General features: G+C 40.9%; 15 protein-coding genes. 11 read left to right on the top strand and 4 right to left on the bottom strand.

From position 1 onward, the window contains the following. The first annotated feature begins 171 nt into the window (after positions 1-171). Positions 172-1203, top strand: coding sequence for a GGDEF domain-containing protein (locus tag EXT43_RS17290; RefSeq protein WP_130167548.1), 1032 nt, complete (start codon positions 172-174; stop codon positions 1201-1203). A gap of 21 nt (positions 1204-1224) precedes the next feature. On the opposite strand, the gene EXT43_RS17285 is transcribed toward EXT43_RS17290, so the two are convergent. Next, positions 1225-2169, bottom strand: a complete 945-nt coding sequence (locus EXT43_RS17285; RefSeq protein ID WP_055199166.1) for a LysR family transcriptional regulator — start codon at positions 2167-2169, stop codon at positions 1225-1227. Positions 2170-2287: 118 nt separating this feature from the next. Between EXT43_RS17285 and EXT43_RS17280 the strand changes: the two genes are divergently transcribed. The 7 genes from EXT43_RS17280 to ppiC all read left to right on the top strand — a co-directional run bounded on the left by EXT43_RS17280 (position 2288) and on the right by ppiC (position 10476). Further along, the gene (locus EXT43_RS17280) at positions 2288-3454 is read left to right on the top strand and encodes an efflux RND transporter periplasmic adaptor subunit (protein ID WP_130167547.1); all 1167 of its coding nucleotides are present in this window, start codon (positions 2288-2290) and stop codon (positions 3452-3454) included. 6 nt (positions 3455-3460) lie between these two features. Next, a complete protein-coding gene (locus EXT43_RS17275; protein ID WP_130167546.1) occupies positions 3461-6607 on the top strand; it encodes a multidrug efflux RND transporter permease subunit in 3147 nt (1048 codons plus the stop codon). Next, positions 6600-8006 carry a TolC family protein gene (locus EXT43_RS17270; RefSeq protein ID WP_130167545.1) on the top strand — a complete coding sequence of 469 codons (1407 nt, stop codon included), beginning with the start codon at positions 6600-6602 and terminating at the stop codon, positions 8004-8006. The genes EXT43_RS17275 and EXT43_RS17270 overlap by 8 nt, the downstream gene beginning before the upstream one ends. Positions 8007-8019: 13 nt before the next feature. Further along, positions 8020-9042 carry a zinc-binding dehydrogenase gene (locus tag EXT43_RS17265; protein ID WP_063529861.1) on the top strand — a complete coding sequence of 341 codons (1023 nt, stop codon included), beginning with the start codon at positions 8020-8022 and terminating at the stop codon, positions 9040-9042. 2 nt (positions 9043-9044) lie between these two features. Beyond that, on the top strand, positions 9045-9443 hold the full coding sequence (locus EXT43_RS17260) for a DCC1-like thiol-disulfide oxidoreductase family protein (RefSeq protein ID WP_062565528.1): 399 nt from the start codon (positions 9045-9047) through the stop codon (positions 9441-9443). Positions 9444-9579: 136 nt separating this feature from the next. After that, entirely contained in the window at positions 9580-10134 is a 555-nt protein-coding gene (locus tag EXT43_RS17255; RefSeq protein WP_165385117.1) for a lysoplasmalogenase, read from the top strand. Positions 10135-10197: 63 nt separating this feature from the next. Then, complete coding sequence (gene ppiC, locus EXT43_RS17250; RefSeq protein ID WP_054552145.1) at positions 10198-10476, top strand: peptidylprolyl isomerase PpiC; 279 nt, start codon at positions 10198-10200, stop codon at positions 10474-10476. 169 nt (positions 10477-10645) lie between these two features. On the opposite strand, the gene EXT43_RS17245 is transcribed toward ppiC, so the two are convergent. Together EXT43_RS17245 and EXT43_RS17240 are read right to left on the bottom strand one after the other, a co-directional pair. Further along, positions 10646-11302 carry a hypothetical protein gene (locus EXT43_RS17245; RefSeq protein WP_130167543.1) on the bottom strand — a complete coding sequence of 219 codons (657 nt, stop codon included), beginning with the start codon at positions 11300-11302 and terminating at the stop codon, positions 10646-10648. An 88-nt stretch (positions 11303-11390) separates the two neighbouring features. Continuing rightward, a complete protein-coding gene (locus tag EXT43_RS17240) occupies positions 11391-13073 on the bottom strand; it encodes a hypothetical protein (protein WP_130167542.1) in 1683 nt (560 codons plus the stop codon). A 522-nt stretch (positions 13074-13595) separates the two neighbouring features. Between EXT43_RS17240 and EXT43_RS17235 the strand changes: the two genes are divergently transcribed. The 3 genes from EXT43_RS17235 (at position 13596) to EXT43_RS17225 (ending at position 14874) form a co-directional block, all read left to right on the top strand. Continuing rightward, positions 13596-13883, top strand: a complete 288-nt coding sequence (locus tag EXT43_RS17235; protein WP_130167541.1) for a type II toxin-antitoxin system RelE/ParE family toxin — start codon at positions 13596-13598, stop codon at positions 13881-13883. 10 nt (positions 13884-13893) lie between these two features. Then, positions 13894-14223: a HigA family addiction module antitoxin gene (locus tag EXT43_RS17230; protein WP_058584281.1), complete on the top strand. Its 330-nt coding sequence runs from the start codon at positions 13894-13896 to the stop codon at positions 14221-14223. 129 nt (positions 14224-14352) lie between these two features. Continuing rightward, complete coding sequence (locus EXT43_RS17225; RefSeq protein WP_130167540.1) at positions 14353-14874, top strand: YcxB family protein; 522 nt, start codon at positions 14353-14355, stop codon at positions 14872-14874. A 112-nt stretch (positions 14875-14986) separates the two neighbouring features. Here EXT43_RS17225 and EXT43_RS17220 read toward each other — a convergent pair whose 3' ends face one another. Next, complete coding sequence (locus EXT43_RS17220) at positions 14987-16393, bottom strand: TIGR00366 family protein (RefSeq protein WP_130167539.1); 1407 nt, start codon at positions 16391-16393, stop codon at positions 14987-14989. Positions 16394-16521: the final 128 nt, after the last annotated feature.

Genomic DNA, 16521 nt, shown 5'->3' with positions numbered 1-16521 from the left:
TCTTGTACCTCATAGCACATTTTATGATTTGAAAATCAAAATTAAAAAGTATTAGTTTTTCTGGTGTTTATGTAAACGTTTGCATTTTTATGCAAGTTTGCTTAATAATTTGTTCCTATAATTCTTGTTTCGCGTTAAAATTAGGCAACTTAAACAATAACGAGAAACCTGATGGATATTGGGGCGCTAAGAGGCACTCAAGCATTACGAAATAACGTTCTTAAATGGATGGGCTTTTGTCTTGGTGTACTTGCAGGAATATTCGCTGGTTTTAATCTTTTTATTAATGACTTTTTTGTTCTTGGGGCATTAGAAGTCGTTTTTGCATCGTTTTGTTTTTATATCTTTTTTTATACTCGAAAACGCAACGGTCATCTTTGGCAATCACTCACATTGTGCGTTTTCTTATCGCTACTCATCACGTTAGGCACGTATCTCAGCGACATTAAAAGTTTGTTGTTTATTTGGACTTGCTCACTACCGGTCTTGTTTTATCTGTTATTAGGTAAACAATACGGCAAAGTTTTGTCGCTGATAGTGGCTGTGCTACAAGGTGTTATTCTATTAACCAAGCCAAGTCTTGAACCTCTCAATAGTATTAACTTTTTACTTAATTTTTCGTTTACCTACATCAGTATATGGGCGGTGTCTCATACTTTTGAGAATAGTCGTGCACAATACGGTAAGCGGCTCGAAAACTTAGCCTTACTTGATCCTTTAACCGGGGCAGGTAACCGCTTAGCGATGACCCATTATTTTGAAGTTGAGCTAAAAAACAAAAATGGTTTGTTTATTTTAATGCTAGACCTTGATTACTTTAAGAATATTAATGATCAATACGGCCACGATGTGGGCGACCGCATTTTAATTGAAGTAACCAGTTTCTTCAGGCAGCGCATTAACAGAGGCTATGTTTTTCGTATTGGTGGTGAGGAGTTTGCTATCTTCTTACCTGACAGCGACCCGCAAAGTGCCTATGAATTTGCAGATATGCTGCGCGAGCACTTAGCAACAACCATCCACAACATAGACGAGCAAGCTATTAATTTGACTATTAGTATTGGTGTGGCTTGCTACATGCCAAACCAAACCCTTAAAAACTTTATTAAGCGTGCTGACGATGCACTATACCAAGCAAAACAGCAAGGCCGAAATAGAGTGGTAACGGCTTATGAATTAAGCAAACAAAATAAAGCGAGTTAGTGGCTATTCAAGCTTAGCAAGTTAGCCTTTGTACATAGTGTCAAAGTCAGGAATGTTTGCTTCCCATACTGGAATATCTTTGCCTATGTATTCACGCATAGCATCAAAGAATAAACGTGTTCTTACAGGTAAGTCTCTGTGTGGGTAAACTGCATACACCGCACTGTAATCGAGTAATTCCATATCGGTTAAAATAGGCACGAGATCGCCACGTTTAACTTCATCATCAAGAATAAAAGCCGGTGCTAGCACATAAGCATTGCCTGAGATAGCCTTCATCAAAAGTACTTCGGCATCGTTCGCACGAAAGACGCTTTTGATATTTTGTTCAATAATATCGCCATCGGCATTACGATAACGAATACCGCCAATGCGTTTACTTGGGCTTGAATAGCTAGCAGCAGGTAATTCTTTTAAGTCTTCAACATGTTTAGGCATACCGTATGTTTCGATGAACTCAGGTGAGGCTAAAAGTAACATACGGTTGCGGGCGATTTTACGAGCAATGAATGACGAGTCTTTTGGTTCGCCAACACGAAACGCTAAATCATAGCCCTCTGATACTAAATCAATCAGTCTGTCGTCTAAACGAAGCTCTACTTCAACTTGCGGAAAACGCTTTTGAAAGTCATTAATTACAGGCTGAATATAACGCTTACCGATAATACTTGATGAAGTAATTTTTAAAGTACCACGGGGTTCTTGGTGGTAATTCTCTGCAAGTCTTACGGTATCAGATAACAAATCTCTCAGTTCAGCTGCTTTTTTTACCATTTCAGCGCCAGCGGCAGTCAACGAAAAAGAGCGCGTGGTTCGATTAAGTAAACGCACTCCTAATTCATCTTCAAGACGGCTAATTTGTTTTGAAATGACAGAGCGGTCTATATTTCTAGACTCTGCGGCTTTGGCAAATGAGCCTCGTTCAATCACTTCAAGCAACATTAATAAGCGGCTGGTGGTATCCATAGCAGTTCCTTAAACTTTATTGGTGCCATTCTGGCATTAATGAATTTAAAAATCTATCATTTTTATCCGCTAATTAGTTACGTAACATTGTCTCCAATCTATTAACAGGAGAGTCGTGATGAACAAATCTATTCTTGCAGTGGCAGTGACCATTGCGAGCTTAACGCTTGCAGGGTGTGGCACAGAAGCCAATCAAGCAGCGCAGCAACAGCAATTACAACCTATCGATGTAGCACAAGTACTTGTTAAGCCAGTTCAAAATTGGCACACCTATACAACGCGTTTAGAGGCGCCACAAGAAGTTGCGCTTATGCCGCGTGTTTCGGGTGTTATCAATAAAATTAACTTTAAAGAAGGTGATAGCGTTAAAGAAGGTGATTTGCTTTTCACCCTTGATGCTCGTCCATTTGCTGCCGTAGTAGATAGCTTAAAGGCACAAATCGAAAGTGCTAAGGCAGCACTTGAGCAAGCTAAAAGTGAAGCAAAACGCGCAGATCGCCTAACAGAGCGAAAAGCGATTTCAACGGAGCAAGCTGAGTCTCGTAAATCAACACTAAGACAACGCGAAGCACAATTGCTAGCACTACAAGCTGAGCTTACTGCCGCTGAGCTTGATTTAGCATTTACTCAAGTGCGTTCGCCAATTGATGGCGTTGTATCTCGCGCGAATATCACCAAAGGTAACAATGTTCTTGCAGGTCAAAGCGTATTAACAAGCATTGTTTCAAACCAGCAAATGTATGCTTATTTTGATATTGATGAGCGTACGTGGAATCGGTCATTTGCTGATGTGACAGCGCAAAGTGAACAAGCGGTTGTGATGCAAAAAGTGGGTCAAACCAGCTTTAACTACAATGGCAAAATCAACTTCATTGATAACCAAATCAACGAAACTACCGGCACTCTTCGTGTACGTGCAGTGTTTGAAAACGATGAACAACAATTACGTGCGGGTTCATTTGCTCGTATCAAACTTGCTGCCAATAAAGTGAGCGAAAAAGTCATCGTGCCAGAACGTGCAATTGGGACTGATTTAAAGAATCGCTTTGTACTTACCGTTGGTGAAGGCAATGTTCTTGAATATAAATTAGTGACTGTGGGTGAGCGTTACGGAAGCTTACGAGCGATTACGTCAGGTCTAAACGAAAATGATGTGATTGCTGTTAATGGCCCGGCGCGTGTTGGTCCTGGTATGCCTATTTCACCAAACACAGTCACTATTAATAGCGATGGAATTGCATTCACTCTTTCAAATAATCACTCAGATTTGGTTGCTAAACAGTAGGTCAAAATGAAATTTTCACACTTTTTTATCCAGCGACCCATCTTTGCAGCGATGCTGTCGCTTATCTTTCTCATCGCAGGGGCAATCTCGTTATTTCAATTGCCAGTGAGTGAGTACCCAGAGGTAGTGCCTCCGACTGTTGTTGTGACGGCAAGTTACCCGGGTGCAAACCCAACGGTAATTGCTGAAACAGTGGCGACGCCGCTTGAGCAAGAAATCAATGGTACTGAAAACATGTTGTATATGTTTTCGCAAGCAACCAGTGATGGTCGCATGACGTTGACGGTAACCTTTGCATTAGGCACTGATTTAGACCGTGCACAAGTTCAAGTGCAAAACCGTGTAAATAGTGCACTACCACGCTTACCGCAAGAAGTTCAGCGTTTAGGTGTTGTAGCTGAAAAATCATCACCAGATTTAACCATGGTGGTGCATTTATATTCACCTGAAAAAACGCATGATACAACTTACTTAGCGAACTATGCTGATTTGTATATCAAAGACCAAATTGCACGTCTTCCTGGTGTGGGTGATGTTCGTATGTTTGGTGGTGGTCAATATTCAATGCGTGTTTGGCTTAACCCTGATGCACTCTCTGCACGTGACTTAACAGCCATGGACGTAGTAAATGCATTACGCGCGCAGAACCAACAAGTAGCTGCGGGTAGTTTAGGTGCACAACCAACTTCGAATAGTAATCAATTTCAAATTCTGATGAATGTAAAAGGGCGCTTAAGCTCAAAAGAAGAATTTGAAAATGTGATCATCAAAGTAGGTGAGCAAGGTCAGCTTACACGTTTAAGTGATGTTGCACGCCTTGAATTAGGCCAAGACACTTATGCACTAAGAGCGATGTTAGATGGTCAACCAGCCCTTGCTATGCCGGTATTCCAGCGCCCGGGGTCAAATGCGATAGAGCTTTCTGATCAAGTGCGTGAAACCATGAAAGGTTTATCAAAAGACTTTCCGGCTGGTGTTGAATACGACATTGTTTATGACCCAACTGTATTCGTACGCGGCTCAATTGATGCTGTTATTAAAACGCTACTAGAGGCAATTGCGTTAGTGGTTATTGTTGTAGTGGTGTTCTTACAAACATGGCGTGCATCGGTTATCCCGCTTATTGCGGTACCGGTGTCTTTGATTGGTACGTTTGCGGTAATGCAATGGCTTGGTGTATCTATTAATACCTTATCGTTATTCGGCTTGGTACTTGCCATTGGTATTGTTGTTGATGATGCCATTGTTGTAGTTGAAAACGTTGAGCGTAATATAGAGCAGGGCTTATCACCCCTTGAAGCAACCCGTGTCGCGATGACCGAAGTAACAGGGCCAATTATCGCCATTGCACTAGTACTGTGTGCGGTATTTATTCCTACTGCTTTCATTACAGGTTTATCTGGTCAATTTTATAAGCAATTTGCATTAACCATTACTATTTCGACGGTTATCTCAGCGTTTAACTCGTTAACACTATCACCTGCATTATCAGCGCTGTTACTAAAAGGCCATGATGCAAAACCAGATCGCTTAACTAAGTTATTAAACCGTGTATTCGGTAACTGGTTATTTAAACCTTTTAACCGCTTGTTTGATAAAGGCGCCAATGGCTACGAAAAGCTGGTACAAAAGCTAATTCGTATGAGTGTAATTTTATTAGTTGCTTATGTTGCGCTTGTTGGTGGCACAGTTAAATTGTTTGATGCAGTACCAGGTGGTTTTATCCCACAGCAAGATAAGCAATATTTAGTGGCTGTGGCACAGCTACCAGATGCGGCAAGCTTAGACAGAACTCAAGAAGTCGTGCAAGAAATGGAACAAATTGCATTACAAGTACCGGGTGTTGCAAACACAGTGTCGTTTCCTGGTTTATCGGTGAATGGTTTCACAAATAGCCCAAATAGCGGCATTATGTTTACTCCACTAGCACCTTTTGAAGAACGCCAAGATCCGAGTATGTCAGCAATGGCAATTGCGGCTCAGTTAAATCAAAGGTTTGCGACTATTGATGAAGCGTTTGTTGCGGTATTCCCGCCACCACCAATTCAAGGTTTAGGGACAACAGGTGGCTTTAAACTACAAATTGAAGACCGTGCTAACAAAGGCTTTGAGGCACTCTTTAATAGCTTACAAGCAACCATTGCTAAAGCACAGCAAGACCCTGCGTTAATGGGCCTATACTCAACCTTTAGAATTCAAGTACCACAAATGGATATTGACATTGACCGTGAGCAAGCGCTTATTCAAGGTATTCCACTTGATGAAGTATTTAATGCCTTACAAGTGTACTTAGGTTCTGTGTACGTGAATGACTTTAACTTGTTTGGTCGTACTTATCAGGTTAATGCACAAGCTGATGCCGATTACCGTCAAGATCCAGATCAAATCTTGAATCTTAAGGTACGTAACCGTATGGGTGAGATGGTGCCATTAGGCTCTGTATTAACGGTCACGCCTACAACAGGCCCAGATCGTGTAATGCACTATAACGGTTATCCAACAGCTGAACTAAATGGTAGCCCTGCGCCAGGTTATAGCTCAGACCAAGCACAGCATGCGATTGAAGTAATCCTTGCGGATACATTACCAAATGGTATCGAGTTTGAATGGACAGAAGTAACGTATCAGCAAATATTAGCAGGCAATACCATGGTGTATGTTTTCCCACTGGTTGTATTACTTGTGTTCATGGTACTTGCTGCGCAATACGAGAGCTTAAGATTACCACTGGCTATTATTTTGATTGTGCCTATGACGATTTTCTCGGCCTTGTTAGGTGTGTGGCTTGTTGGTGATGACAACAACATCTTCACGCAAATTGCACTCATCGTACTGGTTGCACTGGCAAGCAAAAACGCCATTTTGATGGTTGAATTTGCACGAGATCAGCATAAAACGGGGCTGTCTCACCTTGAAGCCATTATTAAAGCTTGTCGCTTAAGACTTCGCCCAATTTTAATGACGTCAATTGCCTTTACAGCAGGTGTTGTTCCCCTTGTTTTAGCAACTGGTGCAGGTGCAGAGATGCGTCATGCCATGGGTAACGCAGTATTCTCAGGCATGATTGGTGTAACCGTGTTTGGCTTATTGTTCACCCCGGTGTTTTATATGTTAGTAACTAAAAAATCGCAGAAGGAGCAACATGATGCATAAGCCTCTTCAAGCAATCTTTAAACACGGCAAACTAGTTAGTGCAATGCTGTTAGCCGGAGCACTGGCAGGCTGCGCACAAAGCGTCGATATGCAAGAGCAGCAAGTGAGCCTGACACAATTTGTTAGCGATACACAAATTGGTGAACAAAACGAAGGTGCGAGCGAAAATAATTGGTGGCGCCGTTTAGATTCGCCGCAGTTAAACAATTTAGTGACTGATGCATTAGCAATGAATCACGACCTAAAAACCAGTCAACTTCAACTTGATGCAGCCATTGCCCGTTTAGGTGCAGCCCGCGCGGATTATTATCCGCAGGGCAGCCTAAGCGTTGGGGCAGAGCGAAGCAGCTTAGATGGCGCTATTACGCGCCAATCAAACGCAGGGGTTAATGTTAATTGGCAGCTTGATTTGTTTGGCCGTATTACCGCGTTAGTCGATGCTGCTAATGCAGGTGCACTAAACCAAGCAGAGCAGCTAAGAGCATTACAGGTTGAAGTGGTTTCAGCTGTGGTACAGGGCTATGTGAGCTATCAAGGTAATGTACAAAAGCAAGCTATCATTGAGATGCAAATCGAGGCGCTCGAGCAAAGTATTGATGTGCTCAAAGCGCGAGTAGAAGAGGGGGTTGCGAATGAACTTGATCTTAACCGCACTCTTGCCCAGTTAAAGCAACAACAAGCGCTTATTCCTGAGCTTAGCTACTTGCAATATCGTGACCTCGCAACCCTTGCGGTGCTAACTGGGCGACTTGCAAGCGATATAACACTGGTTGAAGAGCCTGAGTTATTAAGCCATGAATTTAGCGTGTCGTTTACTAAAGCCAGTGAAGCAATGGCACTCAGACCAGATATCACCAGTGCTTTATATCAGTTTAGTCAGGCTTATTCGCTAAGTGTTGCCGCCTCAAAAGCATTACTGCCAGATATTAGTCTGGCCGGGTTTGCAGGTGTGGTGAGCTTAACCAGCAATGGCTTAGAAGATACCGTGCAACAATGGCAAGTAACGCCAAAAGTTGAATGGTCATTACTCAGCTATCCTGCATTATTAGCGCAGCGTGATGCACAGCAAGTTTTAAGTGAAGCCGCTTACAGTGACTATCAAAGTAAAGTATTAAAAGCCATTAGCGATAGTGAACTTACTTTACAAAGGCTAGTCAAACAGCAGCAACAGTTAAGTTATGCTGATCAACGTTTTAATTATGCGAATAAAGCATTTGGTCAAGCTCAAGCAATGTACCAAGAAGGACAAATTCCTTACTTAGAGTTGTTAGATGCGAGACAGGATGTTTTAATAGCGCAAGAGAACGCTGTTGATTCAACAATTGCTTCATTACAGGCCAAAGTAAGTGCTTATCAAGCGTTTAATGGTCGCTGGAGCTTTGAACTAAACAACCTTTAACCCAGAGTATTCAATGTCACATATTCAACAAACTACAGAACTTCCGTCAACAATGCGCGCGCTTGCACTGCTTGAGCCAAATGACGCGATTGCGTTATCTGAGCTTTCTGTGCCAGTACCGAGCCCTGAAGGCAACGAGCTCTTGATTAAAGTTGAATATGTGGGCTTAAATCATGGTGATGCCAACTTTGCAAAACAAGGTTTTTGCAAATGGCATTACCCCCATGTATTAGGCCATGATGCTGTAGGGGTGGTTGTTCAAGCAAATAAAGGAGTATTCCCAGGTGTGGGTGCACGTGTTGTATGGCACGCCAGTCTTGGTGACCAAGGTGTGTTATCTGAATACACAACGGTACCAAACTATGCGGTATCGGTTGTGCCAGATAACGTATCACCGGCAAACGCTGCAACTTTACCTTGTTCAGGTATGACGGCATTAATTGCTCTTGATAAGTTGCAGCTAAGCGAAGGGGATTCACTGTTTATTGATGCAGGTGCAGGCGGCGTTGGCCAATTCGCTATTCAATTTGCTAAGCAACGTGGCGCAACTGTGTTTACCACTGCCAGCAAACACAATCATAAGTTACTTAAGCAATTAGGTGCTGATGTGGTGTTTGATTACAAAGACCCAAAACTTGAAGATAAGATTCGTCGTGAATTAGGTCCGCAAGGTTTTGATGCGGTGCTTGATTGTATTGGTGGCGATACTACTATTCGCAACGTTGAGCTAATGCGCTTTTGTGGCCGTATTGCCTGTTTAAATGAATTACCTAAATTTGAACAAGAACTTATGTTTAGGCGCGCACCAAATATAGGCATTGTATCCTTAGGCGGAGCGTGGCTTGCAAATAGTTTATGTGCGCAACAAAAGCTGAGCTTTATGGGTAACTTATTACTCGATAATGCAGCCCGTGGTGAGATCAAACTACCACAAATCCATGCCGTTGATTTTAACGCTGAGGCTGTTTCAGCAGCTTTAAATAAACAACTTGCAGGTGGCTTTACTGGTAAACAAGTCGTGCAAGTAAGCGGTTAATTTTGCAAACTCACTGCCCAGTCATCCTGTTTGATGGTCAGTGTAATCTGTGCCATTTTTGTGTGCGGTTTATTGTTCGCTTTGATAAGCAAATCACTTTTAAGTTATGCCCAATGCAAAGCGATAAAGGTGAGCGTTTATTAAAGGCTCATGCAGTTAAAGATCCACTTTCCTCAATGTTAGTCATTGATAAAAACCAGCTATATAAACAAAGTGATGCTGTGTTATTTATCGCAACTCAACTAGGTTTTCCATTCTCTTTGGCTAACGTTTTCAAGCTACTGCCAAAATGCATTCGCGATCGTATGTATGATTGGGTTGGTCGTAATCGTTATCGTTTTTTTGGCAAACGGACACAGTGTAAGTTACTGACTGAAAGACAAAAGCAGCATTTTTTATAAACATTTAAAGCAAAGCTTGCTATTCTCATTATTGGGAACAAACAACAATAATAACAATATGAACATTCTCTTTCTAATCCTAAGTTCGGTTTACATTGCTTTACTGCTCTTACAACTAGCATTGCCACAGCCTATTATGGCGCTATTTAAAACATTACCAATTGGTCTGTTAATTGTGATGGTGTTAAAAGCACGCAGTCAGGTACAAAATCGCACTTTTATTACTTTATTATTCGCTCTTAGCTTTTCAGCACTAGGTGATGTGCTGCTAGCCCTTGATACGGGGCAATTGTTTATAGGCGGTTTAGCGGCATTTTTTGTAAGCCACGCTTTTTATATCATTACCATGTTGCCAATCAAAAGCTGGCGACTAGACGTTGTACTTCTTTATCTATTTTTGGCCATCATCGTTTTTTGCTTATTTTATCCAAACTTAAATGACATGCTCGTCCCTGTGCTTTTCTATATGTTGGTACTTACCATAATGGCAAGCCTTACTTGGATGACGGATAAGTCGAACGGCTTTTTAGTGTTAGGTGGGGCAGTGTTTGTTATATCAGACTCTATTCTTGGCCTTAATCGTTTTTATTTAGAAATAGCGCATGCAGATATCGCAATAATGTGTAGTTATTATTTAGCGCAATTTTGTTTAGTAAAAGGGTTTTTGCAAGCAACGAGCAAACATAAATAGCCTTAGTAGCTCAGTGGTGATTGCCGTGATAAAATATTCGCGTTTTAATTTTCGAGATTTTCCATGGCAAATACAGCGCACGCACTGCACATTCTTGTTAAGCACAAAGAACAAGCTGAAGACATCATCAAGCAACTTAAAAAGGGTGCTAAGTTTCAGACTCTAGCTAAAAAATATTCAACCTGTCCATCGGGTAAAAAAGGCGGCGATTTGGGTGAATTCAGACGCGGTCAAATGGTGCCCCAGTTTGACAAAGTAGCATTTAGTGGCGAAATCTTAGAACCACATTTAGTTAAAACGCGCTTTGGTTGGCATGTGATCAAAGTGCTATACAGAACTTAAAGATTAAAGCATGCCTAAAACTAATAAGACATGTCGTTAGCCCTTAATATTTATTATTAGTGAGTTGAAGCCTGTGGTTTTAACTCATTTTTGGACAGAAACAATTTAGCGCCGAAGGATGGCTCTGTGCCATAAGGAGACATTCATACCTTAGTCACTTGTTAGGTGATTATTCGAAAGAGCGCCACCTTTCGACTTGCTCTCTAATCTTTATAGGGTTGACTATCGTGTTCCCACAACCAGCAATATAGTCGCATACATCCTCAATAGTTGTATTCTTGAATTTACAGCGATTGAAATAGGCTTTCAATTTTTGCTCATGACGTTTGATGGGTCTATGCCTAGAAGCAATAACCCAATACAGGATATTAAAGAAAGCATCATGATGCTTACCACCAACGCGTAGTATATTTGCTAAATCTTCATGTACAGTAGAATCCAATGAAAGGGCATCTCGCGCACTGAATCCAATTCGATTTGCATGCTTCACATAATATTCTTTTTGTTCATGAAATAATCCCCACGCCTTATCAAAGTCCCGCTCTTTAACTGCCTGCTTAGCCTCACTTTTCGCATCAGCAGCTTTGCCAAGGTAATCATTAGTATCGAAGCAATAACTGGAATTGTGTATTTTGTCATCTACATTACTCTTTTTAGAGTACGATGTTGTAAACATAGTCCCTGAATACTTGGCATCTTTCATACCACTACGCGAAACAACCTGATTGCTTACCACTTTTTGAGTCGAAGAGGCTCTTGTTTGTGCAAGAGTGACTACAACCACAAGCACCACTACTAATAATATAATAAGTGTTATTATTCCCATTATTAACTCTTCTCATGGTTTAAAATAAGCGCACAAACGTAATCACCTAACGCTTAAATCAGCCGCGCGCTTTTTGCGTCGGCTGAATTTACTTGTTTAGTCGCTTTTTTACGTTAAACAACATGCCGACTGGCGACATATTAACTTTCTTGTTTTCTTCAACAAGTTCCTTGATAGAAGACGGTAATTCCTTTAATTTTGGCGCGCCGAGAATCTGGTCTGCCCCAATCGCAGCTAAAGCCCATATAGGTGAGCCAGTAGCTGCCGCAGTGATTCCCAATGTACCCGTAACAAGCCAAGAACCTATATCTGACCCGGCAAACTTCCAATTTTTTGCTCTAAGATCTTTTATGTTTGCCTTGTGATTTTCAAACGCTTCATTAATATTATCGAATATCTGATCCCTAGTGCGATGAAAATTATTGGGGTTACTAGAGGTTAATTCCTGAACGCCCTTACCTAATATCCCCCTTATTTCATCTAGAGCACCTTGTTTTCTGACTTCAATAAGAGCATCTGGCGGTACTCGCCCCAACCACTGCATATCGCCGTCAGAAAGGCCTTGCAGCCCCCTTGTAATATGCAAATCTTTGGTGTGGGTAGCGATCTCTGCATCAAGAGCATCATATTCCATTTTCCATGCGAGATATTGCCAAGATGTTGGAGCATCAACTAAAGGCGAACCTCTGAGCCTTCTTGATTTTATTAGTAGCTCATTACTAACAGACATTCTTCCCACAGCTTGATTGGCAAGTATTACCCCTGGGTTCTTTGTTCCTATGAGTTCAGATTGCGGTGAATTGATAGCTCGTTCTAACTGGCTAGCAATATCACCCTGCCACTCGGTATCAAATAGGAGCCTAGATTTATCATCGATTGCAGCTATAGCTCTCTCAATGGTGTCTAGTTCATGCGTAAATTCTAAGAGTTCCTCTATTGACTCAAATTTACGACCGAATAGTTTTCCGGAGTGCTTCAAGGAGTCTGCCAAACCGAGCTTATGAACGAACTCTCTCTCTTCACTTTTTATAGCAGTAATGTCAGGCAAAACTACAACAATAGGAATATCAACTTCCGCACATGCCAACTGTTTGTACTGAAGGATATTCATTGCATGCTTAATAATGTAATAAGCTTGATCTGCGGGTTTAGAGTTTTGGAAAATATGCTTTGAACGAAGAAACGGATCTGGCAGTATTATGGTATCAGTATATATTCCACACTTTGATGCTATATTTTCATCATGTGCTGGAAATAGGTCGCCTCCGAAAACTCCTTTAATATTATTGTGTTGGTCTTCGACGTGTGCATGCGCAATTTCTCCCAGTTCAGACCAAAACTCTTCAATAAACTCCAAAAGCTTGTCTAGATGTTCAGTAATCTCACGAATTGATCCCTCACTTTGCATTGCTGCTCTACCAGCATCGTGAGGTGTCAGTTTTCGCTTGAGCATTAATTCGTAAAAATGGCCGAAATTCTGTTCAAAGAAATTGAAATATGAAGTTTGGACTTCGGATAAAGAGGCGAGTTTTTTCAATTCTTCTCGGTCATGCATTGCTGTAACACCCAATGCCATAGATCTAACAAGCCCATCTACGGTATCAAGATCAACTTCGCCATCAGGTCCTACGCGAACAGCGTTTAGGCTATCAACGACCTTTAATTCTTCGGCAATTTTCACTTTGCCTTGCGTCATTTGTTCTTGCAAAACTTTGAGCCGCCTGCGTAACCTTTCTTCGTACTCCATTTCTTCTTTAGTTTTTTCAGACACATTCATTTCCTTGAGCTGACGAATTAACATTTTAGTATTTATGCGACACGCAGTTTGTGTTGCATAATCGCTTGTTGGACTGAGCCGCTACCTGTTCGGTGTGTCAGAGTTAGTGTTGTTTATGCTATGGGAATTTGCTTTTTTTTGGCCTAAGTGGTATCAAGCCAAGGTTACTGGCGAGCCTATCGCATCTAAGCAATCCCTGCGTTACTCAGCGTTTATTATGCTTCCATTACAACTAAGTTTGGCTAAATAATCAACTATATTTTTTGCACAATTAAAGCAGCTATTAGAGTGTTTACACTAACTTGTTTTGGGGCATAATCAAGGTAAGGCTTATTTTCTGATTTTGGCACAGAACTGTCCTTCAGCACCAACCCATTTATATCCAAAAATGGTTTTCTACGAATAAGTTTATACACGACAAAAGTGCCTGGAGTACTTTTTAAATATATGTGTTGTGCACATTGCTACTGTGCGCTACTATTTGTATATTGATGCACAATAGGACAGTGCAAGGATATGGCTGTAGATTTTAAGGATGAGTGGCTCGAAGCATTCTATGAAGAGGATAAGCGGCATCGATTAATCCCTAAGGTTATCGAGAATGCTTTATATCGTAAGCTAGAAATATTAGATGCAGCAAAGGCTGAATCTGACTTAAGAGTACCACCAGGTAATCGGTTTGAACATCTTGAAGGTAACTTGAAAGATTGGTGTTCAATACGAGTGAATAAACAGTATCGATTGATTTTTAAGTGGGTTGATGGTGTAGCAGAAAACACCTATTTAGACCCTCATAAGTATTGAGGTAAGAGTTATGCGTATAACAAAGCGTCGTCCTGTGAGTGTAGGTGAAATGCTGAAGCTAGAGTTTTTAGAGCCTATGGACATTACATCAAAAACTTTAGCTGAAGCTATGGGTGTGCATAGAAATACGGTTAGTAACTTGATCAATGGCGGTAGCTTAACAGCGCCACTTGCAATTAAACTGGCTGCTGCCTTAGGGAATACACCCGAGTTTTGGCTTAATATCCAGCACTCTGTAGATTTATGGGATACGAGAAATCGTTATCAAGAAGAAGCTAAATCTGTAAAACCTTTGTTTTCTGCTCAAGAAACTTCACTACGTACATCACAAACTATTTAAAGAAGTCTTAACGTATATTGTTAATACACTCTACAGGTTAGGCTGTTGAGTGTTCACAGCTTAATTAGTTGCTTTGTACCAAGGGACTTTGTATTTATGGAACTTTTATTATAAGGATATATTCAATTCATGATTAAAAACATAACCATTACAAAGCAAGATTACTTAGAGTATTCCAAATTTGCAGTGAGTAGGCTGTGTAATGCAAAAAGTAAAGCAAGCTCTAGTTTTCTTAAGAGTATGATCATCTGGTTTGTATTGGCTGTAACTTTTATGTCTGTGTTCCAATTAAAGTCTATTCGTTTTAATGATTTTCATTGGCAATCTGCGCTGATCACAGCAATTCCTTTTTCGATATTACTTATTGTTTTTCTATACAACATTAATAAATTCAAAAGACTATCAATTCCAAATGATAATGGTTTAGTGATTGGAAAGAAAAGCTTAGAGTTTCAAGCTGACGGAATAACTGAAATAAATAGTCTAGGACATTGCTTCTATAAATGGGAAACAGTAGAGGTAATTGAAGAACATAAAGGTAACGTGTATATCTTTGTCGATAAATTGTCAGCCTTGATCATTCCGGCAAATTCATTTGCTAGTGAAGCTGAAAAAGATGAGTTAAAAGCTTTCGTACAGAAGTTTTTATAATTAGCTTTTTCATCTGACAATATTTCGTGGCATGTAATGCACAGAGCCACGCTAACACACAGGTGTTAGCGGGCATCATTAACTTAGGAGCCAATTAGCTCACTCAACTAACTTAATTTAGTGTGGGCTGCACATCTAAACCATAGCCAAACATCACTGCTAAAACTAATACAACCGATGCTGCGACCATTAGTTTGATCAGTAGTGGCAAACAGAATCTAAACCAATATCCGTAAGGCACACCAGCCATGCCTAAAATACCCATAAGTACGGCATTGGTAGGGATGATCATATTTGAAAAGCCATCACCAAATTGATAAGCAAGCACGGCGACTTGCCTTGGTACACCGACTAAATCACCTAGTGGCGCCATTAGTGGCATGGTGACATAAGCTTGCCCTGAACCAGAAGGAATAAAGGTATTAAGCAGGGTTTGAATAACCAACATACCAATTGCAGATATTTCAGCTGATACATAAGAAAGCGGTAACGACATGCCATGTACAAGGCTATGCAGGATTTGGCCGTCTTCTAAAATTAGTGCAATACCCCGTGCTACACCAATTAACACTGCAGTAGTAACAAGATCAGACACGCCTTCTATAAATTTGTTAGCTGCTTCATCAGCAGACAGTTTGCCTAAAATGGCGACAACCACACCCCAAGCAATAAAAACACCACCTAGCTCGTATAAGTACCAGCCCTTCGTTGCGATGCCCCATACTGCAATTGCAAGGGTAATAATAAAGCTGCCTAAAATGAGTTTATGGCGCAGGGCAAGTGCTGGGTAACTTGTTGCTGTTTGATTTTCCAGTGGGCAAGGCACGCCAATCATCATCGATTTAGACGGATCGTTCGCTACCTTTTTGGTGTATTGCCAAACATGATGAAAACCAATGAGCACAAATGGAATGAATATAGCTAAACGTAACCACAGACCAGAGTAAACAGGAATACCTGCAATTTGCTGTGCGATTAATACCGTAAATGGGTTAAATGCCGAAACACCATAACCAATACCATAACCTGCGACTATCATACCTACGGCAGTCATTGCATCTAGGCGCATTGCCTTACAAAGCGCTACAAGAATAATAACAAAAGGAATATATTCGCCGGCGGTACCAATACTGCTTGATGCTAAGGCAAAGCAAAACACCACCATAAAGATTAATCGTTGTGGTTTTTTACCGTGTCGCTCTAAAAGCCTACCAATGAGAGCATCAACAGTGCCTGTGGCACGTGCAACAGCTAATACACCGCCAACAATTAACACAAAGAAAATAACATCTTGAGCAGCAGCAAAAGCGCGAGGTATGGCTTGTAATAAATCCCATGGAGTTAAGTAATGGCGCTCAGCAACTGTTTGATAGGTGCCCGCAACAACCATTTCTCGGCCTGATTCACTTAATGTAGTAGTGAAAAAACCTTGTGGTACTAACCAAGTAGCAATAAGCGCAACAACCATCATGCACAGCAGCAGTATCAGGGTATGTGGAACTTTAAAACGTAAACCCATTTATTCTCCGTAATTATGTTAGGTTAAATTCTTGAAATCATAACATGATAAAAGCTGATAGGTTGTCTCTAAAATGTCCACACTGTTAATGATTGTAATAATTCAGATACAAAAAAGGCCAGAAAACT

The sequence above is a fragment of the Pseudoalteromonas sp. CO109Y genome, assembly GCF_004208935.1.
In the GTDB taxonomy this organism is placed as follows: domain Bacteria; phylum Pseudomonadota; class Gammaproteobacteria; order Enterobacterales; family Alteromonadaceae; genus Pseudoalteromonas; species Pseudoalteromonas shioyasakiensis.
This window is presented reverse-complemented; position numbering and strand designations above follow the sequence as displayed.